Source organism: Actomonas aquatica (assembly GCF_019679435.2).
GTDB classification, from domain to species: domain Bacteria; phylum Verrucomicrobiota; class Verrucomicrobiia; order Opitutales; family Opitutaceae; genus Actomonas; species Actomonas aquatica.
Map to the genome: position 1 here is coordinate 5,724,721 of NZ_CP139781.1, position 19,232 is coordinate 5,743,952.

General features: G+C 65.4%; 17 protein-coding genes. 4 read left to right on the forward strand and 13 right to left on the reverse strand.

Annotation, left to right across the window (positions count from 1 at the left end; genetic code table 11):
• Nucleotides 1-134: 134 nt before the first annotated feature.
• Together K1X11_RS21865 and K1X11_RS21870 are read right to left on the reverse strand one after the other, a co-directional pair.
• Entirely contained in the window at nucleotides 135-839 is a 705-nt protein-coding gene (locus K1X11_RS21865) for a Bax inhibitor-1/YccA family protein (RefSeq protein ID WP_221030365.1), read from the reverse strand.
• A gap of 129 nt (nucleotides 840-968) precedes the next feature.
• Nucleotides 969-1,877: a DUF6268 family outer membrane beta-barrel protein gene (locus K1X11_RS21870; protein ID WP_221030364.1), complete on the reverse strand. Its 909-nt coding sequence runs from the start codon at nucleotides 1,875-1,877 to the stop codon at nucleotides 969-971.
• Nucleotides 1,878-1,988: 111 nt separating this feature from the next.
• On the opposite strand from K1X11_RS21870, the gene K1X11_RS21875 reads away from it, so the two are divergent.
• On the forward strand, nucleotides 1,989-2,543 hold the full coding sequence (locus K1X11_RS21875) for a cupin domain-containing protein (RefSeq protein WP_221030363.1): 555 nt from the start codon (nucleotides 1,989-1,991) through the stop codon (nucleotides 2,541-2,543).
• Nucleotides 2,544-2,626: 83 nt separating this feature from the next.
• Here the strand turns inward: K1X11_RS21875 and K1X11_RS21880 are convergent, their stop codons facing one another.
• Nucleotides 2,627-3,919, reverse strand: coding sequence for a DEAD/DEAH box helicase (locus K1X11_RS21880; protein WP_221030362.1), 1,293 nt, complete (start codon nucleotides 3,917-3,919; stop codon nucleotides 2,627-2,629).
• An 81-nt stretch (nucleotides 3,920-4,000) separates the two neighbouring features.
• Entirely contained in the window at nucleotides 4,001-5,389 is a 1,389-nt protein-coding gene (locus tag K1X11_RS21885) for a DEAD/DEAH box helicase (RefSeq protein WP_221030361.1), read from the reverse strand.
• Between the two features lie 263 nt (nucleotides 5,390-5,652).
• Here K1X11_RS21885 and K1X11_RS21890 point away from each other — a divergent pair, with 263 nt between their 5' ends.
• Both K1X11_RS21890 and K1X11_RS21895 read left to right on the forward strand, forming a co-directional pair.
• Nucleotides 5,653-7,368 (forward strand): DEAD/DEAH box helicase, encoded by a 1,716-nt coding sequence (locus K1X11_RS21890; protein WP_221030360.1) that lies wholly within the window; start codon nucleotides 5,653-5,655, stop codon nucleotides 7,366-7,368.
• A 203-nt stretch (nucleotides 7,369-7,571) separates the two neighbouring features.
• Entirely contained in the window at nucleotides 7,572-8,189 is a 618-nt protein-coding gene (locus K1X11_RS21895; RefSeq protein ID WP_221030359.1) for an HNH endonuclease, read from the forward strand.
• Between the two features lie 59 nt (nucleotides 8,190-8,248).
• Here K1X11_RS21895 and K1X11_RS21900 read toward each other — a convergent pair whose 3' ends face one another.
• The 9 genes from K1X11_RS21900 to K1X11_RS21940 form a co-directional block, all read right to left on the reverse strand.
• Entirely contained in the window at nucleotides 8,249-8,644 is a 396-nt protein-coding gene (locus K1X11_RS21900) for a hypothetical protein (protein ID WP_221030358.1), read from the reverse strand.
• Nucleotides 8,645-8,660: 16 nt separating this feature from the next.
• On the reverse strand, nucleotides 8,661-9,623 hold the full coding sequence (gene glpQ, locus K1X11_RS21905) for a glycerophosphodiester phosphodiesterase (RefSeq protein ID WP_221030357.1): 963 nt from the start codon (nucleotides 9,621-9,623) through the stop codon (nucleotides 8,661-8,663).
• A 5-nt stretch (nucleotides 9,624-9,628) separates the two neighbouring features.
• On the reverse strand, nucleotides 9,629-11,692 hold the full coding sequence (locus K1X11_RS21910; protein WP_221030356.1) for an alkaline phosphatase D family protein: 2,064 nt from the start codon (nucleotides 11,690-11,692) through the stop codon (nucleotides 9,629-9,631).
• A gap of 13 nt (nucleotides 11,693-11,705) precedes the next feature.
• A complete protein-coding gene (locus K1X11_RS21915; protein WP_221030355.1) occupies nucleotides 11,706-14,099 on the reverse strand; it encodes a TonB-dependent receptor in 2,394 nt (797 codons plus the stop codon).
• A gap of 114 nt (nucleotides 14,100-14,213) precedes the next feature.
• Nucleotides 14,214-14,411, reverse strand: coding sequence for a hypothetical protein (locus tag K1X11_RS21920; RefSeq protein WP_221030354.1), 198 nt, complete (start codon nucleotides 14,409-14,411; stop codon nucleotides 14,214-14,216).
• A 39-nt stretch (nucleotides 14,412-14,450) separates the two neighbouring features.
• The gene (locus K1X11_RS21925; RefSeq protein ID WP_221030353.1) at nucleotides 14,451-16,166 is read right to left on the reverse strand and encodes a GAF domain-containing protein; all 1,716 of its coding nucleotides are present in this window, start codon (nucleotides 16,164-16,166) and stop codon (nucleotides 14,451-14,453) included.
• A gap of 51 nt (nucleotides 16,167-16,217) precedes the next feature.
• Nucleotides 16,218-16,631 carry a gamma-glutamylcyclotransferase family protein gene (locus tag K1X11_RS21930; protein WP_221030352.1) on the reverse strand — a complete coding sequence of 138 codons (414 nt, stop codon included), beginning with the start codon at nucleotides 16,629-16,631 and terminating at the stop codon, nucleotides 16,218-16,220.
• Nucleotides 16,628-17,470 (reverse strand): PP2C family protein-serine/threonine phosphatase, encoded by an 843-nt coding sequence (locus K1X11_RS21935; RefSeq protein WP_221030351.1) that lies wholly within the window; start codon nucleotides 17,468-17,470, stop codon nucleotides 16,628-16,630. Before K1X11_RS21935 ends, K1X11_RS21930 begins: the two co-directional genes overlap by 4 nt.
• Complete coding sequence (locus tag K1X11_RS21940; RefSeq protein ID WP_221030350.1) at nucleotides 17,463-17,906, reverse strand: BUD32 family EKC/KEOPS complex subunit; 444 nt, start codon at nucleotides 17,904-17,906, stop codon at nucleotides 17,463-17,465. The genes K1X11_RS21935 and K1X11_RS21940 overlap by 8 nt, the downstream gene beginning before the upstream one ends.
• A gap of 237 nt (nucleotides 17,907-18,143) precedes the next feature.
• Between K1X11_RS21940 and K1X11_RS21945 the strand changes: the two genes are divergently transcribed.
• Nucleotides 18,144-19,178, forward strand: a complete 1,035-nt coding sequence (locus K1X11_RS21945) for a glutamine synthetase beta-grasp domain-containing protein (protein WP_221030349.1) — start codon at nucleotides 18,144-18,146, stop codon at nucleotides 19,176-19,178.
• Nucleotides 19,179-19,232 lie beyond the last annotated feature (54 nt).

The window sequence follows — 19,232 nt, forward strand, 5'->3', positions numbered from 1 at the left end:
TGAAACGGATTAGGGGAGAAGCCGGCAACCGGTGAAACCGGTTTCAGCTCGGGGTGCAATGCACCTGGGATGATTGGTCGAGAGACCGGATCACTGGTCGGTGACGCGGTGGAGGGCGAGGGGGCGAGCGCGCCTCAGCGGCGGGCGGCCATCAGAATGCGCAGCACATACCAGAAGAGCAGCATGACGCTGGAGAACAGCGCGAGGGCCGCGGCGACGGGTTGGTCGGTGCGGTAGTGGTGGATGATGTTCGAAGTCGTGTAGAGGATCGAACCACCGGCAAAGAGCACCATGACGGCCGAGAAGAGGAGGCCGAGTTGGAAGCCAAAGAGCATGCTGCAGACGATGACGCCGAGCGCGACGAAACCGCCGATGGCGAGGATGCCGCGCATGAAGGAGAAGTCCTTGCGGGTCATGAAGGCCGTGGCGGTGAGGCCGGCGAAGAGCAGGCCGGTGATGATGGCGGCCATCGGAATGACATCGGGCGAACTGAAGTTGGACGCGATGTAGAGCAGCGGCAAAAAGAGGAAGGCTTCGGCAGCGACGAAGAGCCCGAGGCCGACGTATTGCAGGGCCTGCGACACATTGGAGCGTGCCCAGGCGTCGGCGAGCCATGAGACGCCCATGAAGGCGCCGAGCACGATGAGCCAACTGTATTGGCCGCCGGTCATGAGGCGGACGACGTCGGGTGCCCAGGAGGAGCCGATGAAGACGGCTTCCAAGGCCACGAAGGCGAAGATGGCACCCGCGAGGGTGAAGTAGGTTTCGCGAATGAAGGCGGCGCGCTGCTCGGCGGGGGCCTGGGCGACGACGAAGGGATTGCCGGGTTGGCTTTGCATGGTCGGACGAATCAGCAGGAGTGGAGGGTTGCGGCCAGCGGGCGCGTTTCTTCCTCAGATCCGAGCGAAGCTCAACGTCAAAGCGCGACGCGGCGCGGCACCGCACGGGGCCACGCGCCGGTCGGGAGCTCAGAAGCTCGCCGTGAAGGCGAGGGCGGCGAGGAAGGACGGATCGTAGTCGCTGCGGGCGAGGGTGTGGCCGCTGGCGTCGTCCCAAGTCAGCTCGCCGCCGACGATGGTGCCGAGGTAGAGATTGAGGTGGCTGCCCGGACCGAGCGGGCGGGAGGCGCGGAGGAAGGTGGCGACGCCCTTGTCCTCGCCATAGCTGGCCGTGGCGGGATTGCCGTCGTCGAGTTTGAAGCGTTCGGAGCGGTAGCTGGCGCCGAAGCCCAGTTCCCAGGATTCGAATCCGGTGTAAACGAGCTCGAGGCCGGCGGGACCGGCGGGGCCGGGGCGGAAGGGATTGCCGAGGCGCCAGTCGTCGTTGATCTGCCAGCGCACGAGCACGACGGGAAAACCGCTGGTGTCTTCGAGACCGAAGAAGACGCCGGCACCGATGCCGAGGGTGAGGGTGGAGTCGACTTGGCGGGAGTAGCCGAAGATGCCGCCGTAGGTGAGGCTGTCGCTGTCGAGGCCACCGGACTCGGCGGCGAAACCGACGGAGGGCGAGGCGAAGAGGGACGACGTGCGGGAAAGCGGATGGGAGTAGCTGAGGCCCAGATCGAGGCGCTCGATTTCAGACCAGCCGCCGGGCGTGCTGAAGTCGTAGTCGAAAAGTTGATACTCGAGGCTGGCGCCGAGGGTGCGGCCGCCCTCGAGGCCGTAACGGCCGCCGAGCTGAATGCGATAGTCGTTGCTGGAGACGTCACCGCCGGCGTCGACGTCGGAGCTGCTGCGGAAAATGCCCGAGGTGAGGAGTTGCCATTCCTGATCACCGGCGGCGAGGGGCGGGCCGCCTTGGGCCGATATCGAGACGGCTCCGGCGCTGATAGTGGCGAAGGCGGCAGAAAGGAAACGACGAAGGGAGGAGGTTTTCATGGCAGTGGCCGGAAGGACGCGAGAGGAGTGCGTCTTGTCAAACGGGGTGGGACGGATTGTGGGGCGGTCGCGGGTTGCCATGCCGGTCGCGCGTGGCAGACAGAGGAGATCATGCCGTCATCCGCTGAAACGTCTGCCGAGAGTATCATCACCGCACTGGGGCTGCAGCCGCTGGATCAGGAGGGCGGGTATTTCCGCCGCACCGCCGAAGCGGGCCTGTGGGTGAAGCCGGCGGAGCAGATTGGAGGAGGCGACGGCGATGGGGACGAAGCGCGGCGGGCCTATTCGGTCATCTATGCGCTGTTCACGCCGGAGGGGTTTTCGGCGATGCACCGTTTGAGCAACGACGAGATCTGGTGCTGGCACGCCGGAGATCCGCTGGAGTCGCTGCGGCTGCACGCGGATGGCAGCGGCGAATGGGTGCGGCTGGGCGCCAATTTCGCGGCGGGCGAACGGCCGCAGGACGTGGTATTGGCCGGCGTGTGGCAGGGCACGCGGTTGGTGCCGGGGGGGCGCTGGGCGCTGGTGTCGTGTGTGCTCGCGCCGGAGTTTGATTGGGGCGATTTTGAGCTCGGCGAGCGGGCGGAGCTGACGGCGGCGTATCCGAATTTCGGTGACGGCGTGACGGCGTTGACGCGGGAGGAGGCGCCGGCGGGGGCGCGGTGAGTGGCAGGGGGCAGGACGGAGGGGCAGGGGAGCGCGAGCAAGCTCGCAGCCTACACGGTAGTTTCGGGCACCGAGCTTGAATCCTAACGGCGGCGGCGGGTGGGCTTTGCCGTGCGTCCTTTGGCTTTGGGCTTGGGGGGCGGGGCTTTGCCTTTGCGGGGCGCCGGCGGCGCGGCTTTTTTGGGCGCGGGTTTGCGGCTGGGTTTGCGGACCGGGACGCGGGTGTCGACGCGGGGTGGACCGCCGCCTTGGTAGGTGAAGCCGGGCAGGCTGATCTGCTGGATGCGTTCGCCGATGAAGCGTTCGATCTCGTGGACGGCGCCGCGGTCGGCGGGGGTGGCGAGGGTGAAGGCGTCGCCCTCATTCATGGCGCGGCCGGTGCGACCGATGCGGTGCACGTAGTCCTGCGAGTTGTTTGGCACGTCGTAGTTGATGACGTGGGACACGCCGGAGATATCGAGTCCGCGGGCGGCGATGTCGGTCGCCACGAGCAGCGGGTAGGTGCCGTCTTTGAAGCCGCGCAGGGAGGTGTTGCGCTGTCCCTGGGAACGGTCGGAGTGTAGCACGGTGACTTTGAGTTTGGTCGCCTTGAGTTGGCGCACGACCTCGTTGGCCCCTTGTTTGGTGCGGGTGAAGATGAGCGCGCTTTCGTAGTCGATGCGCCCGAGGAGGGCGAGGAGCAGGTCGAACTTCTGGTCGGGCAATACCGGGAAGAGCGAGTGGCTGACGGTGTTGGTGACGACTTGATCGCGGCCGACGACGATGCGGGCCGGGTTGTGCACGGCAAACTTGGCGACGCGCTCGATGGCCTTGGGCAGTGTGGCGGAAAAGAAGAGCGTCTGGCGGCGGCGCGGGCAGTGCGGGACGATGGTTTTGATGTCGGGGATGAAACCCATGTCCAGCATGCGATCGACTTCATCGAGCACGAGGACCTCGATGCCGGAGAGGTCGATGAGCTTGCGTTCGAGCAGATCGAGCAGGCGGCCGGTGGTGGAGATGACGATGTCCGAACCGGCGGCGAGGGCGTCGCGTTGGCGACCCAGACCGACGCCGCCGTGGAGCACGGTGGCGGTGAGGTCGTGGTCGCGGCCGAGATCCTGGATGACCTCCTCGACCTGCACGGCGAGCTCGCGGGTCGGCTCGAGGATGAGGGCGCGGGGCGCGGCGCCGGGGCGATGGCGACGCAGACGTTGCAGGATGGGCAACACGAAGGCGGCGGTTTTGCCGGTGCCGGTTTGGGCGGAGGCTACGAGGTTGCGCCCTTCGAGCACGACCGGGATGGCGCGGGCCTGAACGGGGGTGGGCGTGGTGTAGCCGGCCCGCTCGACGGCAGCGAGGAGGTCGGGGTTGAGGCCGAGATCCTGAAAGGCGGACATGGTTCTGGGTGGCTGGTGGATGGGTGCTGGTCGCTGGGAGCTGGGAGCTGGGTGGCTGGTGACTGGGTGCTGGTCGCGGGGTTAGCGGCGGAGGCGGGAGCGGCGGCGCGGGTTGGCGGGTTGGCCTGAGGGGGAGGGCGCGCCGGCGGGTTTGGGTCCGGAGGATTTGGATTTCGGACGAGAGGGCGACGACTTTCCGCCGCCGCCTTGCTGGCCGCGGCCGCCTTGGGGACGGTTTTGTTGCGGGCGCTGTTGGCGGTTGCCGCCACCACCACCGCCGCCGCCGCCTTTGGAGCGGCGCGGGTTCTTGAACGGGCGGGAGGTGTCGAGGGTGGGTTGTTGGCCGCCGATGTAGTCGAAGCCCTCGAGCGTGAGCTGCGGGATGCGGGCGCCGATGAAACGTTCGATGTCGTGGACGTCGCCCTGTTCGTCGGGGCAGGCGAGCATGTAGGCGTCGCCGACGGTCATGGCTCGGCCGGTGCGGCCGATGCGATGCACGTAGTCCTCGGGGTTTTCGGGCACGTCATAGTTGATGACATGGGACACGCCGGAAACGTCGATGCCGCGGGCGGCGATGTCGGTGGCGACCATCACCTCGTAACGTCCGTTCTTGAAGCCCTCGAGCGCGGCGGTGCGTTGGTTTTGCGAGCGGTTGGCGTGAAGGACGGCGACGGAGTGCGGGGACGATTTGAGTTTGCGGGCGATGCGGTCGGCGCCGTGTTTCGTGCGCGAGAAGATGATGACGCTTTGGTAGTCCTCGCGTTCGAGCAGGGCGTAGAGCAGTTCGAACTTTTGCTCGTAGGCGACGGGGAAGATGGCGTGTTTGACGGAGTCGTTGACGGAGCGGGTGCGGCCGATGACGACGCGCTCGGGGTTGTTGAGGGCGAAGCGGGCGACCTCCTCGATTTCCGGCGGGACGGTGGCGGAGAAGAAGAGGGTCTGGCGGGACTTGGGGCAGAGCTCGACGATGCGTCGGACGTCGCGGATGAAGCCCATGTCGAGCATGCGGTCGACCTCGTCAAGGATGAGCACCTCGATGCCGCTCAGATCGATGGCCTTCTCCTGCACGAAGTCCATGAGGCGGCCGGTGGTGGCGATGACGATATCGGTGCCCTGGCGCAGGGCCTGGCGTTGTTTGCCGTAGCCGACGCCGCCGTGGAGCACGGTGGCGGTGAGGTCGGTGAAGCGGCCGAGATCGCGGAAAGAGGTTTCGACCTGGGCGGCGAGTTCGCGAGTGGGCTCGAGCACGAGGACGCGCGGGCCGCGGCTGCGGTGGCGGTCGAGGCGCTGGAGCACGGGCAGGGCGAAGGCGGCGGTTTTGCCGGTGCCGGTTTGGGCGGAGCCGATGAGGTCACGGCCCTCCAGCACGATCGGAATGGCGCGCAGCTGGATGGGCGTGGGATCGCCGTAACCCATGGCGAGGACGCCCTCGACGAGGTTGGATTGAAGACCGAGTTGTTTGAATGGCATGGGGCGAGGGCGACGGGTTTTGCGGGGAAGGCGAGGGAATTATGGGGGGAGCGATCAGCCATCAGCTGTCAGCGGTCAGGGCGAACTCGAAGAGGCAGAGCGGTTTTTAACGCAAAGATCGCAAAGAGAACGCATCCTCCGTCGCTCTACGAGCTATGGCGGACAGGGACGGCGCTTCGCTACCTTTGCGATCTTGGTGTTTTTAAAAGATGAGGCTGGGGAATTCTGATCGCATGTGGCGGGACGGCTCGGTAGGGCGGGGAATGGAAAAACGTAAATTTGCCGAACTCGGACTCAGCGACGAAGTGCTCAAAGCCGTCGATCGCATGGGTTTTGAAGAGGCGTCTCCGATTCAAACCGCGGTCATTCCGCTGCTGCTGGAAGGCCGCGATGTGGTGGGCCAGTCGGCGACCGGGTCGGGCAAGACGGCGGCGTTTGCGATCCCAGCGATCGAGCGGGTGGACCCGAAACTGAAGCGCGTGCAGGTGCTCATCCTGTGCCCAACGCGTGAGCTGGCGGTGCAGGTGGCGGAAGAGGTGGCCAAGCTCGCCAGCGGCAAGCGCGGCGTGATGGAGGTGCCGATTTACGGTGGGCAAAGTTACGAGCGCCAATACCGCGCGCTGAAGGCGGGCGCCCAGATCGTGATCGGCACGCCGGGCCGCGTGATGGACCACATGGAGCGCGGCACCTTGTCGTTGGACAGCCTGAAGATGGTGATCCTCGACGAGTGCGACCGCATGCTCGACATGGGTTTCCGCGACGACATCGAGCAGGTGTTGTCGGCCACGCCGCCGGAGCGGCAGTCGTTGTTCTTCTCGGCCACGTTGCCGCCGCAGATTCGTGGGCTAATCAACCGCTACACCAACAACCCGGAGTCGGTGAAGATCGCGGCCAAGGCGCAGAATGCGCCGCGGGTGGAACAGATCTATTTTGAAGTGAACCGCCGTTCGAAGATCGAGGCGCTGACGCGTTTGATCGACCTGCACGATTTCCGGCACGGCATCATTTTCTGTTCGACCAAGATCATGGTCGACGAGCTCGACGAGCACCTGCACGCGCGCGGTTATCAAACGGATCGCCTGCACGGTGACATCACGCAGGCGCAGCGCAATCGCGTGACGGAGAAGTTCAAGAAGCGCGGCTTTGAGTTCCTCGTGGCGACGGATGTGGCGGCGCGTGGTTTGGACGTCGATGACCTCGAAGTGGTCTTCAACTACGACCTGCCGAACGATGCCGAGGACTACACGCACCGCGTGGGCCGCACCGGCCGCGCCGGTAAGTCGGGCATGGCCTTCACCTTCGTGAGCGGCCGCGAGGTCTACAAACTCCAAGGCATGATGCGCTACGGCAACCTGAAGATCCGGCGCGAGAATCTGCCGTCGCTCGATCAGGTGGAAGAGGCGCGCGAGAACGCGTTCTTCGAGAAGCTGCGCGGCACCTTGGAGGAAGGAAAGTATCGCAAATACGATCGCCTTATCGACCGCCTGCTTGACCAAGGTTACGCCAGCACCGACATCGCCTCGGCGCTCATCCACCAGATGACCGCGCACAACGACGAGAAGCGCCAAGAGGTGGAGCACGCGGCGGGCTTCGGTCGCGAGGAGCGCGGTGGTGGCGGTGGCAGTGGTCGGGGAGGCGACCGCGGCGGCGAGCGTTTTGAGCGCGGTGGAGGTCGCGGTGGCGATCGCCATGAAAAGCCGAGTTTCGATCGGCCGGGTCGCACCGGACGCGAGTCGGGTTTCACGACGCTGTTCTTCAACGTGGGCCGAAAGAACCTGGTGCAGCCGGGTGACCTGGTGGGCAAGATCGGGGGCGTGACGCGCCTGCCGATCAACGTGGTCGGCGCGATCGACATCAAGCAGCGGCACTCGCTGGTCGACGTGGCGAATGACGCGGTCGACACGGTGCTGCAGAAAATGGCCGGCGTGCGGATGAAGGGGCAGGTGTTGCAGCCGATCCCGGCGCAGGACGCGGAGTAGGCTGGGTGCTGGGTTTTGTAGGGCTGCCGCTTGCGGCATGCCGTCGGCTGTTGGGGGAGGGCCGTCAGCCTGCGGCGCGCCGCAAGCGGCGGCCCTACACGGGGTGGCGAGGACTTTCGCATGATGATTTGTCGGTCGTAACCGGGTCGTTACGGCGTGTTTCTTGACACGTCTCCAAACGCTCAATACTCCGGGGACCCGACATGGATGCTGTTCTAGAACAACCCGTGTTGGTGTTGAACCGCCTCTGGCAGGCGGTGAATGTCATCGGCGCCAAACGAGCCTTTGGTCTGCTAGCGAGAGGGCATGCTCAGGTGGTGCACCACGCCACTGAGGATTTTCGCGTCTTCTCTTTTATGGATTGGATGGACTTCTCGGTCCACAACCCGCCCCTCGACGAACTGGACGCGGTGCACACGCCCAGCACGGTGGTGCGGTTGCCGCGGGTGATCCTGCTCACCGTCTTCGACAAGTTGCCGCGCAAGGAGATCAAACTCACTCGCAGCAACGTGTTCCAGCGCGACAAGGATACCTGCCAGTATTGCGGGCAGGTGTTTGACCGGGAGGACCTGAATCTCGACCACGTGATCCCGCGCGACCGCGGCGGCAAAACGACGTGGGAGAACATCGTGTGCTCCTGCATCCGCTGCAATTCGCGCAAGGCCAACCGCCTGCCGCACCAGGCGCACATGCGGCTCATCCGCAAGCCGGTGCGGCCCAAGTGGCGTCCGGTCATCTCGCTGGTGCTGGACAACAAACAGCGCGAGCGGTGGAAGGACTTCCTCGATCTGGCCTATTGGAACGTGGAGCTGGAGGAGTAGGGTGTTGAACCACGGATGGACACGGATGAGCGCCACTACCGTGGCGCTTTTCTTTTTGCCTACTTCCTTTTGGCGGGGCGCTTCCTGAGCGTGGAGGGGGCGATGATGCCGACGCGCTCGTCGCGGGCTTGGGCACGGCGGACCAGCCAGCGGGCGTCGGTTTCAAAGCTATCGGATTCCTCGGGAAGGAAGAGCCACTTGGGCAGGATGGGGTGCGGGGCGAGCGCGGGGCAGTCCTCGATGAGCGAGGCTTGGTGTTCCCGCTCGGTCGGCACGAGCACGCCGCGCCATGGCTCTTCGCGGTCGGCGAGGAAGAGCACAAACTTGCCGTGCAGGTAGGCGGCTTTGCCACCGAACATGGACTTGAGCAGGAAGGTGGGATCCTCCTCCAAGGGCTCGACCACCCAGAGGTGCCGGTTGAGGCGTTTGGCGGTTGGTTCGCGGCGCGGGGGCATGCGCGCGAGTCAGGCGCTACCGGCGCAGAAAGGCAATGGTGGCGGCGGCGTGATCGGTGAAGACGCCATCGACCTTCGCTTGGTGCAGGAGCAGATCGAGGAGCACGTCGATGTGCGGCACGCCGGGCGGCAGGGCGTCGGCGCGCACGGTGTAGGGATGGATCAACAGACCGCGGGCGTGGGCGGCGGCGACGGCCGGTTGCGGTTGGCCGTCGGCCCGGAGGATCTGACCGAGGTGTGGTCCGATGCCTTGGGCGTAGGTGGCGAAGTCGGTGAGGTTGGCGTCGGTCAGCGGCAAGTCGCCGCCGGTGAGCTGAATGAAGGGCAGGGTGGTGCCGGTCTCGCGGCGGAGGCGCTTGAGCTCGGCGGGATCGAAGCACTGGACGAAGACCGGGTCGTCGGCGGAGTCGTAGCCGTAGTGGGCGAGCAGGGCGATGAGGGCGGTGCCGGGGTCCTTGCCCTCGCTGTGGTGCCAGGCGGGGTCCTTGATTTCCGGATACAGGCCGACGGTGCGGCCGGTGCTGTGGTTGAGGCCCTGGATCAGTTGAATTTGATCCTCCATGCGGCAGAGGCGGAACGGGCCATCGCCGCTCGGGAAACGCTGCGGGAACACGGCTTCGCCGGTGCGGGGATCGAAGCGTTCGCGCACGGTGAGGGTTTGCAGCTCGGCCCAATCAAAATCGATGGCGTAGAAGCGGCCGTCCTCGCGGTGGCGGGAGGGGTAGCGCGTGGCGACATCGGTGGTGGTGTCGAGGTGGATGTCGTGAAGCACGACGAGCACATCGTCGCGCGACATGACGAGGTCCTGCTCGATGTAGTCGGCCCCCTGCGCGTAGGCGAAGGCGGCGGCGGGTAGGGTGTGTTCCGGCAGCACGCCACTCGCGCCGCGGTGGGCAATCACGAGGGGGGAAGACGCGGCGGCTGCGGTGGTCATGAGGGCGCAGGCTAGCACCGTGGAGGCGAGGGCGGCGAGGGTCATCGGAATCAAGTGAGCGGGAAGGGCTTTTCGCCCTCAAACTGCGGCGAGGCGAGTTTGGGGGCCGGGTCACCAGGTGCCCAGGCGGGCAGCTCGAAGTGGACGCGGCGTTGCAGCTCGGCCCCGACATCGCCACGGGGCGTGAGCGGTGGCACGATGGCGAGGTGTTCGACCTGTATCCGATCGGCGGTGACACGGGCCCGGGCGACGCCGTAGCTGTGGGTGTCGCAGTAGGCGAGGTGACGGTTTTGGCGCGGGTTGCGCGCGGCGGCGGCGGCGGTGAGGTCGCCGCCGGTTTTGGCGGCGGTCATGGCGGCCTTGGTGCCCCAGAGGAAACTGGTGTTGAGGTTGGCGGCCAGGGCGTTGCCGAGCTCGAAGGCCGTCAGGGGGCGCAGCGGGTTGTCGGGTTTGGTGTAGGAGAGCACCCCCTCGAACAGGCTCTGGGAACTGATGCCGGCGACGGCGAACTCAGCGCCAACCCAACGCGGCGAATCGGCGTCGAAATCAGGGGCAACCGCGCCGGCAAAGTGGCAGTGATGATCACCGGTGAGGGACACAAAATTGTTGATGCCGTGATCGTCGACGAAACCGAGGAGCTCGGCGCGCTCGGACGGGTAGCCGTCCCAGCAATCGGTGGTGAAGGCGAGTTCGGCGCCTTTGGCTGGATCGAGGTGATGGAAATCGAGACGCAGGGGCTGGAGGGGCAGGGAGTTGCCCCAGAGTTTCCAGGTGGCATCGGTTTCGCGGAGCACGTTTTTGAACCAGTCCTTTTGCTCGGCACCGAGCATGGTGCCGGCGGGACGGTCGCGGCGGACGTTGGGGATGGTCTTGTCGCCGAGCGGGATTTCGGCGGGCGGCTGACCGCCGTTGAAGGTGCGGCCGGCGTCGAAAATTTTGATGAGTTCCCACGGGGTGACGTAGCGGGCGGAGCCGGAGATCTGCTGATTGAGCTCGCCGGGCACCGGGTGTTCGGAGCGGTGGGAACGGGTGTCGGTGACGACAAGTTCAACGTGGCGGCCGTAGCGGAAGGAGCGGTAGATCGACAGGGTGTCGATGGCGCGCAGGTTGTTGGGCTCGGTGTCCAGGCCGTGCGCATCGACGGTGCCGGCCAAGGGCGCGTCCTCGACGGCGGCGAAGGTGAAGTCGCGGGCGGCGTTGGGCACGATGGTGGAGGCGGGCAGATCGGAGAGGACGGCGGGGATGAACTCGAACCAAGCCTGATTGGCGGCGACCTTGCGGCGCTGCTCGGCGAGAGGCTGGGCGGTGTAGGTGGAGACCGATTGCCAGCAGTCGTCGGAGAACTCGTGGTCGTCCCAGGTGTTGATGAAGGGCCAGCGAGCGCGGGCGGCCTGGAGGTCGGGATCGGCGAGGTAGGTTTTGTAGAGGAAGCGGTAGTCTTCGAGGGTGAGCGCGTAGACGCCGCCGGCCCATTCGGGGGGCGTGCCGCCGCCGCTGGGCAGACCGTCGATCTGGCGAGCGCCACCGTAGCCGAGGGCCTCGTAAATGAAGTCACCGAGGTGGAGGACGAAGTCGAGTTGGTGGTCGGCCGGAGCGGCGAGGTCCTCGTTCACGAGGGTGCGCCACGCGTGGTAATACCCGCCCTCGTAGCTCTGGCAGGAAGCGAAGGCGAGGTTGATGGCGCGGTCGCTGTCGGGGGCCGGGGCGGTGCGGGTGCGACCGAGCAGGTGGGTGACGTCGGCACCGGCGCGGAAGCGGTAATAGTAGATCGTGTCGGGCGACAGCTCCTCCACGTAGACGCGCACGGTGTGGTCGCTGGCGGCGGTGGCCATGACGGTGCGCTCGGCGACGACCTGGCGGAACTCGGTGTCGGTTGCGACCTGCAGCACGAGCGCGATGGGTTCGGCGGTTGGACCGGTGAGAGGTTCGACGCGCGTCCAAAGCATCACGCTGGACGGGGTCGGGTCACCGGAGGCGAGGCCCTGCGGGAAGTGAAACGCGCCGGGCTGCGCGCTGGTGGCGGCCCAGAGTTGGGAGCGAAAGGGCAGGGCGGCGGAGACGGCGAAGCAGCCCGCGCCCTGGAGGAAGCGTTGGAGGAAGTGGCGACGAAGCACAGCGGCGGGCGGGTCAGTAGTTGAAGGTCGCGTTGAGGCCCCACAGGCGCGGGGAGCCGGCGATGAAGGTCGGAATCCCGAAGGAGCCGCCGGTGTTGCCCGCGTCGATGAGGTAGTCCTCGTCGGTCAGGTTCTGCGCCCAGGCGCCGATTTCCCAGCGGCCGTTGGGCGAGCGCCAGCCGGCGCGCAGGTTGAGCAAGGTGTAGCCGTCCTCGCTGAGGATGCCGCCGAACATGGCGTTGTTGTCGTCGAAGTAGTGCTTCGACTTGTATTGCACGACCGGGGTGAGCCAGAGGTTGCCGTTGTTGCCGAGCGGGAAATTGAGGGTGGCGCCGAGGGCCGCGGTATTGCGGGCGGTGAGACGGAAGCTGTAGCCGGCAAATTCCTGCGGCTGGCCGTTGTCGCCGGTCTCGTCAAAGGTGGCGTCGGTGTAGCCGTAGCTGGCGAAGAGGGTGATCGTGTCGGTCACCGCGCCTTGGAAGGTGGCTTCGAAGCCGGTGCCGGTGGCGTTGCCGGCGTCGGTCGCGATGAAGCGGCCGGGCGTGCTGGGATCGGCGATGGTGGTCTGGAAGTTGTTGTAATTGTAGGTGAAGGCCGCGGCGCTCCAGTTGATGCGGCGGTTGGCGGAGACGCCCTTCACGCCGACCTCGTAGTTCCAGACGATTTCCTCTTTCAGGTAGTTCGGCGTGCCGGTCGCGTCGATGGTGATGGCGTTGGGGCGGCGGCCGCGGGAGACGGAGGCGTAGGCGCTGGTGAGGTCGTTGAGGCTGTAGCGGGCGCTGACGCGGCCAACCCAACCGGTGGAGTCGTCGCTGGCTTCGAGCACGCCGTTGGTCGGGGTGAAGACGATATTTTCGCCGCCGCCGAGGATGAAGCCCACGGTGGAGGGGGTGGAGCTCAGGCGGCTGGCCTCGTAGCCGGAGGTGATGTCCTCGGCGGTGAAGCGCACGCCGCCGGTGAGTTCGAGGCGATCGGTGAGTTGGTAGGTGCCATCGGCGAAGAGATCCCAGGCGGTCGTCTCACCGTGGTTGGCGTATTCCTCGACGTGGGAGCCTTTGAGCGGGACGCCGGCGAGGAAGGCGAGGCCTTGCAGGGACGGCGGCAGGGCCGGGTTGGCGAAGAGGGCCATGGAGGCCGGGTAAGCGCTGACGGGGGCGAAGGGATTGACTGCAGGGATGGCGGCGTTGGCGAGGGCGGCGGGGACTCCGGCGGCGATGATGCCGTCGCGGAAGTTGCCGGAGAGGAAGGGCCAGATCTGTTGCTCGTTGCCGTAGAAGGGCACGACTTGGGAACCGGTCTCGTGGAAGTAGCCGGCGCCAATGAAGCCGACGAAGGGGCCGCCGTTTTTGTAGTTGAGGCGGAACTCCTGGCTGAACTGATCGCCGGTGGCGTCTTCGGCGAACTCGAGGAGGGGCACGAAGGAACCGTCGGCGTCGAACTGCTCAAAGGAGTCGAACTTGCGCCAACCGGTGATGGAGGAAAGCGACCAGGCGCCGGCGAGTTCGTGGTCGATCAGGAGGGTGGCGCCCCAGACGCTGCGATCGATGTAGAGGTCGCGGCCGCGGTTGAGGGCCGCGAAGGTGTAGGGGGAGGTATCGCCGCCGGGAGGCGCGATGGTGCCGCTCTTGAAGGAGGTGCCAGGCGGGGTGTCGACCTGGTAGTTGAGGATGAGGTCGACGGTGGTGGTGGGCTGCGGCTGCCAGCGGAGGGACGCGCGCACGGCCTGGGTGTCTTTGCCGTTGAGGGTGGAACCGTCGGCGACGTTGTCGATGGTGCCATCGTGTTGGACGGCGGTGAAGGCGACGCGACCGAAAAGTTGGTCGGCGACGATGGGGGCGTTGACCATGCCCTCGATCTCGGTGCGGTTGAAGTTGCCAAAGCCGGCGGTGAGGCGGGCGGCGGTCGTGTTCTGGGCTTTGCGCTGGATGAGGGACACTGCGCCGATTTCGGCGCCGCGGCCGAAGAGGGTGCCCTGCGGTCCTTTGAGCACCTCGACGCGTTCCATGTCGAAGAGTTCAACGACGCTGCCACGGGAACGGCTGATGGAGACGCCGTCTTGGAAGAGCGAAACGCGGGTCTCGCTGCGCGGGTCGCCGCTGTCGGTGGTGACGCCGCGGATGTTGATGCCGGGGTTGTTGGGCGACTGCTCCTGCACCATGAAGCCCGGCACGAATGGCGCGAGGTCCTTGTATTGGCGGATGCCGTAGGCTTCGAGGGCGGAACCGGTGAGGGCAGTGACCGGAATCGGCACGTCCTGGATCTCCTGCACGCGGAGCTGGGAGGTGACCTCAACGGCTTCGAGACTGATGACGTCGGAGGGAGCCTCCGAAGCGGATTGGGCGTGGACCGTGGCGGTTGAGACGGTCAGCGCGAGGGCAAGGCGGGCGAGGTGGCGCGAAGTGCTCATGATAGGGATCGGAGTTGTCCGAAATCCCAGCACGAGCAGGCCGGAATGGGTGGGTCAATGCGGTGGCGGCGTGGTCACGCTAACTTAACCGCGGCGTAACCGCGCGGTCACGAATCAGCCTTTTATCTTCTGGCGGCCGAGCAGCCAGAGGGCGGCGGCGGCGGCGAGATCGGTGAAGGCGATGAGGATGCGCAGCGGCTTGGGAATGATGCCGGGCAGCATGAGGATGAGCAGGGCGAAGAGGACGAGGAAGCCGACGGCGAACTTGAGCAGGATGAGCTGGCGGCCGGGGTCACCGGTGGGTGGAGGCATGGAAGGATTTTCGATTTGGGATTCTTGATTTTCGATTCGTCAGGCCAGCGGGAGGAGGAGGGCCATGGTGGTGCCTTCGGGGCCGGTGGAGCGCAGCTCGAGATCACCGTGGTGGCTGACGAGGATGCGTTTGGCTATGGAGAGACCGAGGCCGGTGCCGTCGGGGCGGCCGGAGAGGAAGGAGTCGAAGATGCGGTCGCGCATGCTCGGGTGAATGCCGGGGCCGGTATCCGTAACGCTGATACAAACCTGGCGACCGCCCTCGGCGCGGGTCTCGACGCTGGTGCTCACGGTGATGGTGCCGCCGTTAGGCATGACCTGGGTGGCGTTGAGCAGGAGGTTGAGCAGCACCTGTTGGAGCTGGCCCTTGTTGACGTCGATGACCAGTGGGATGTCGGGCGGCTCGAAGCGCAGGTGGATTTTGCCCTGGGTGAGTTTGAGGCGGATGAGGACGAGGGTGTCCTCGATGATGTCGGTGACATTCCAGCGCGAGTGCAGGCTGGAGGGGGCTTTGGCGAAGTTGAGCACGCGCGAAACGATGGCCTCGAGTTGGTCGAGTTTTTCGGTGATGACGCGCACGTCGGTTTTGCGCGGATCGTCGTCGGGGTATTCGAGGCGCAGGGTGCTGAAGAGGAGTTTGAGCACCGTGAGCGGGTTGCGGATCTCGTGGGCGATCTCGGCGGCGAGCAGACCCAGGGTGGTGAGCTGTTCGTTTTTGCGCAGGGTGGCTTCGCTTTGGAAAACGCGGGCGTAGAGGCGGGAGTTTTGCAGGGCGACGGCGCCGAGGGAGGCGAGGGCGCGGACGAGGCGTTTTTCGTCGTTGTTAAAGCGGTGGGTGGTGTCGGTGAAGATGGCCAGCACGCCGATGATTTCGTCCTCGATCTGGAGCGGGGTGGCGAGGATGGAGCGCAGGCTGGCTTCGCGGGGCAGGTCGATCACGTCGACAAACTCGCGGGACTGGACGTTGGAGAATTCGACGGCGCGGCGGGTGTGAATGGCGGAGGCGACCAGGCAGGAGTCGAGCGGGAGGGCGCCCTCGGGCAAGGTGGTGGGCGTGGGGCCGTCGTAGGCAACGAGGCGGGCGGCGCCGCCGCTGGTTTCCGGCTCGTGGAGGTAGAGGGCGCAGGCACGGGCGGCGGTGATACTGCGGGCGTCCTGCGTGAGGCTGTTGAAGAGATCCTCGGGCTCGAGTTTGGTGACGAGGGTCTGACCGATGGAGATGAGGGACTGGAGTTGGCGTTCCTTGCCGCGGAGGTTTTGCAGCTCCCAGTGGCGCTCCATGACCGAGGTGGCTTCCTCGGTGAGGATGAGCATGAGCTCGAGGTCAGTATCGTTGAAACAACCCGGTTCTTCGCCATCGACATTGATGACGCCCATCACCTGACCGTTGGAGCCGATCATGGGAGTGACCATCTCGGTGCGCACGTTGTCGCGAACGCGGACGTAGCGCGGATCCAGACCGACGTCGTGGACGAGTTGGGGGCGGCCATGGAAAGCGACCCAGCCGGTGATGCCCTGACCGAGACGCAGGGAAAGGTCGTCGTAGCCGGCGCTGTTGGTTTCGTCGGCGATCTCGATCTCCAGCTTTCCGGTGTCGGGATTGAGCAGGGAAATGTCGCCGGAGGTGGCTCCGACGGCTTCGATGACGGCCTTAAGAATGGCGAGCAGGATCGCGCGCGGTTCGTCTTTGCGACCGGCGAGCGAACTGATGCGGTAAAGCGCGGGAAGGGTGCGTGAATCGGGCGGCAGCTCCACGGGGACAGTTACTGGAGTTTGGGCGGCAGGGGAGCCAGCCAAAGATGGGTCTCAGGTGGCGGGAAATCGCACCGGCCAGTGACCGTCGACGAAGGGGCGGCGGCCGCGAATGTTGCGCAAATAGATGTAGGTTTCGACCGGGGTGGTGTCGTGGGGCGGCAACAAGGGGATCGGGTCGCGGCGGTAGAGTTTTTCGTCGATGCCTTCGAGACGATCGAGCTCGGCGAGGGTGGGGGTGTCGACCTCCCAGAGCTCGCCGGTGACGCCGCGTTGGTCGGATGGGTCGCGGACCATGCCCGGGTAGTCGGCGACCAGATAGAGTTTGTAGCCGGGCACGGTGCGGGCGTCGCCGAGGTAGGTCTGGCCCTCGAGGAAGGCGTGGTTGGAGCCGCCCTGTTTGAGGGTGCCGTAGACGAAAACGCGGTGGCGGGTGGGCGCGGTGGTGGGCGCGGTGGAGGTGGTCATGCGTGCACGTCGATCACCAGCGCGGTGGTATTGTCGCGGCCGGAGGCGCGCACGGCTTCTTCAACGAGGAGGCGGCCGATCTCGGGATCGTGGGACTCGCGCACGGCGTCTTCGATGCGGTGATCCCAGAGGCCGTCGATGAGCCCGTCGGAGCAGAGTAGAAAACGATCTCCGGCGTCGCAGCCGACGGCGCCGATCTGCGGCTCGAGAAATTGGAAACTGCTGCCGAGAGACTGTTGCAGAGAGTTTTTGGCAGGATGGTTGCGGGCCTCGCGCTCGTTGATCTCGCCGCGGCGGCGCAGCCAGCCGGGGCGGGTGTGATCGTGGGTGAGCTGTTTCATGCCCCCGATCTTGGGGAAATAATAGATGCGGCTGTCGCCGACATGGCCGAAATAGAGCCAGCCGGGAGTGAACCAAGCCAGGCTGAGGGTGGCGCCCATGCCGGCGCATTCCTCGTAGGCGGACCCGAGGTAGGTGAGGGCTTTGTGGATGCGTTGGAAGAGCTCTTCCAAGACATCGTTGAAACCGGAGGCCATGCCGGCGGCGCTGTGGCGGAAGCTGCGGGGGAGGAGTTGGGTGGTCTTCTCGATGGTGATTTTGGAGGCAAATTCACCGGCGGCTTTGCCGCCCATGCCGTCGCTGACGGCGAAGACGAAGTCGTTGTCGGAGAGCGAGGCGGAGCCGACCTTGCCGAGGTAGTTGATATCGTGGCCGTTGAAACGCAGACCAAGGAAGGTGTCCTCGTTGTTCTTGCGGAAGCGGCCCACGTCGGAGTGGCCGGACCAGTGGAGAGAGAGGGGGGGGCCACCCGGAGGGGGCGCGGACTCAGCTTCAGGCATCGGGGGCAGGCGTTTGGTCTTCGTCTTCGGGATCGGGGTCGGGCTTGAGGGAGACCGAGGGATCATCGAGCAGGGTGGCAAACTCGAAATCGATCAGACAGAAGCGACCGTCGGCCGCCCGGTAGGTGACGTTGCGCAAGAAAGGGTCTTCATGGCGCACGCCGTAGTCTTCGAGTTCACCGAACAGCAGCTTCAGCTTGCGGGAGCTGAGGTGTTCGACGCGGGTGCCGCAGTTGGTGGTGATGATCGAGAGGGCCTCTGGATCGGACTCGAGGAGTTTGGGCACAAATGGACAGTCGCGCTGCTCAAGATGACGCAGGACGGCGACTTCGGTCTCAAAGCGTTCCCGGGCGCGGGCGCCGCGGTAGTGCTTGTGGACCCGACCGTCGAAGCCGATGTGAACGGTGGCGCGAGCGGTATCCTTGATCTCAGGCATGATTAAAATTCATAACGGGAGGAACTTACGAGGTGAGGCAGCGGCGGCAAGGTCAGCGCGAGCGATTTGTAGGGTTTGCCGGAGGGGAACTATGCATGAATTTTGTTTCTTAGTGGCATATAAGGTGCTCAAACTACTTCCGCGTCTGGACAAACTTTTGCTCATGCGCGGAACCGAGACGGTTACCCGTCCCCTTAAAGCAACCCAGCAACCCATTCGTTACTCACCCTAAGTCATATGGCCAAACTGAAACTGGAATACATCTGGCTCGACGGTTACACCCCCGTCGCCGGCCTCCGCGGTAAAACTAAGATCGTCGATGGCGATCCCGAGAAGTTCACCCTCGAAGACTGCCCGATGTGGGGCTTCGACGGTTCCTCGACCAAGCAGGCGGAGGGTAAGAGCTCCGATTGTTTGCTCAAGCCGGTCGGCCTTTATCCGGACAGCAGCCGTGAGAATGGCTTCATTGTCATGACCGAGGTGCTTCTCCCGGACGGTTCCCCGCACCCGACCAACACTCGCGCCACCATCCTCGACGACGAGGGCACCTGGTTCGGCTTCGAGCAGGAATACTTCTTCTACCAAGACGGTCGTCCGCTCGGTTTCCCCGAGGGCGGCTACCCGGCCCCGCAGGGTCCCTACTACACCGGCGTCGGTTACAAGTCCGTCGGTGACATCGCCCGCACCATCGTCGAGGAGCATCTCGACGCCTGTATCGATGCCGGCATCAACCACGAGGGCATCAATGCCGAGGTCGCCAAGGGCCAGTGGGAATTCCAGATCTTCGGCAAGGGCTCCAAGAAGGCCGCCGACGAGATTTGGGTCGCTCGCTACCTCCTCCTCCGCATCGGTGAAAAGTATGGCGTGGACATCGAGTTCCACTGCAAGCCGCTCCTCGGTGCCTACGACGATCCGCTCGATTGGAACGGCTCCGGTATGCACTGCAACTTCTCCACCGAATACATGCGCACGGTTGGTGGTAAGGAATACTTCGAGAAGCTCATGGAAGCCTTCTCCAAGTATCGCGAAGAGCACATCGCCGTCTACGGTCCGGACAATCACCTCCGCCTCACCGGTCTGCACGAGACCCAGTCGATCGACCAGTTCTCCTGGGGCATCGCCGACCGCGGTGCGTCGATCCGCGTCCCGCACAGCTTCGCCAACAATGGTTGGAAGGGCTACCTCGAGGATCGCCGTCCGAACTCCGCCGGCGACCCCTACGCCATCGCCGGTCGCATCCTCCAGACGATCGCTACGGTTCCGACCAGCTAACGGGAACTAGCTTAGAACCTAAAAGGACTTACACCGAACCACCCCGCCGCGAGC

Bases quoted from the DNA above. Each gene is read 5' to 3' on its own strand.
- K1X11_RS21930 (WP_221030352.1), bottom strand. From the start codon at position 16,631: ATGACCACCTCCACCGCGCCCACCACCGCGCCCACCCGCCACCGCGTT.
- K1X11_RS21890 (WP_221030360.1), top strand. From the start codon at position 5,653: ATGGAAAAACGTAAATTTGCCGAACTCGGACTCAGCGACGAAGTGCTC.
- K1X11_RS21935 (WP_221030351.1), bottom strand. From the start codon at position 17,470: ATGCCTGAAGCTGAGTCCGCGCCCCCTCCGGGTGGCCCCCCCCTCTCT.
- K1X11_RS21885 (WP_221030361.1), bottom strand. From the start codon at position 5,389: ATGCCATTCAAACAACTCGGTCTTCAATCCAACCTCGTCGAGGGCGTC.
- K1X11_RS21915 (WP_221030355.1), bottom strand. From the start codon at position 14,099: ATGAGCACTTCGCGCCACCTCGCCCGCCTTGCCCTCGCGCTGACCGTC.
- K1X11_RS21900 (WP_221030358.1), bottom strand. From the start codon at position 8,644: ATGCCCCCGCGCCGCGAACCAACCGCCAAACGCCTCAACCGGCACCTC.
- K1X11_RS21945 (WP_221030349.1), top strand. From the start codon at position 18,144: ATGGCCAAACTGAAACTGGAATACATCTGGCTCGACGGTTACACCCCC.
- K1X11_RS21940 (WP_221030350.1), bottom strand. From the start codon at position 17,906: ATGCCTGAGATCAAGGATACCGCTCGCGCCACCGTTCACATCGGCTTC.
- K1X11_RS21870 (WP_221030364.1), bottom strand. From the start codon at position 1,877: ATGAAAACCTCCTCCCTTCGTCGTTTCCTTTCTGCCGCCTTCGCCACT.
- K1X11_RS21880 (WP_221030362.1), bottom strand. From the start codon at position 3,919: ATGTCCGCCTTTCAGGATCTCGGCCTCAACCCCGACCTCCTCGCTGCC.
- glpQ (WP_221030357.1), bottom strand. From the start codon at position 9,623: ATGACCCTCGCCGCCCTCGCCTCCACGGTGCTAGCCTGCGCCCTCATG.
- K1X11_RS21865 (WP_221030365.1), bottom strand. From the start codon at position 839: ATGCAAAGCCAACCCGGCAATCCCTTCGTCGTCGCCCAGGCCCCCGCC.
- K1X11_RS21895 (WP_221030359.1), top strand. From the start codon at position 7,572: ATGGATGCTGTTCTAGAACAACCCGTGTTGGTGTTGAACCGCCTCTGG.
- K1X11_RS21875 (WP_221030363.1), top strand. From the start codon at position 1,989: ATGCCGTCATCCGCTGAAACGTCTGCCGAGAGTATCATCACCGCACTG.
- K1X11_RS21920 (WP_221030354.1), bottom strand. From the start codon at position 14,411: ATGCCTCCACCCACCGGTGACCCCGGCCGCCAGCTCATCCTGCTCAAG.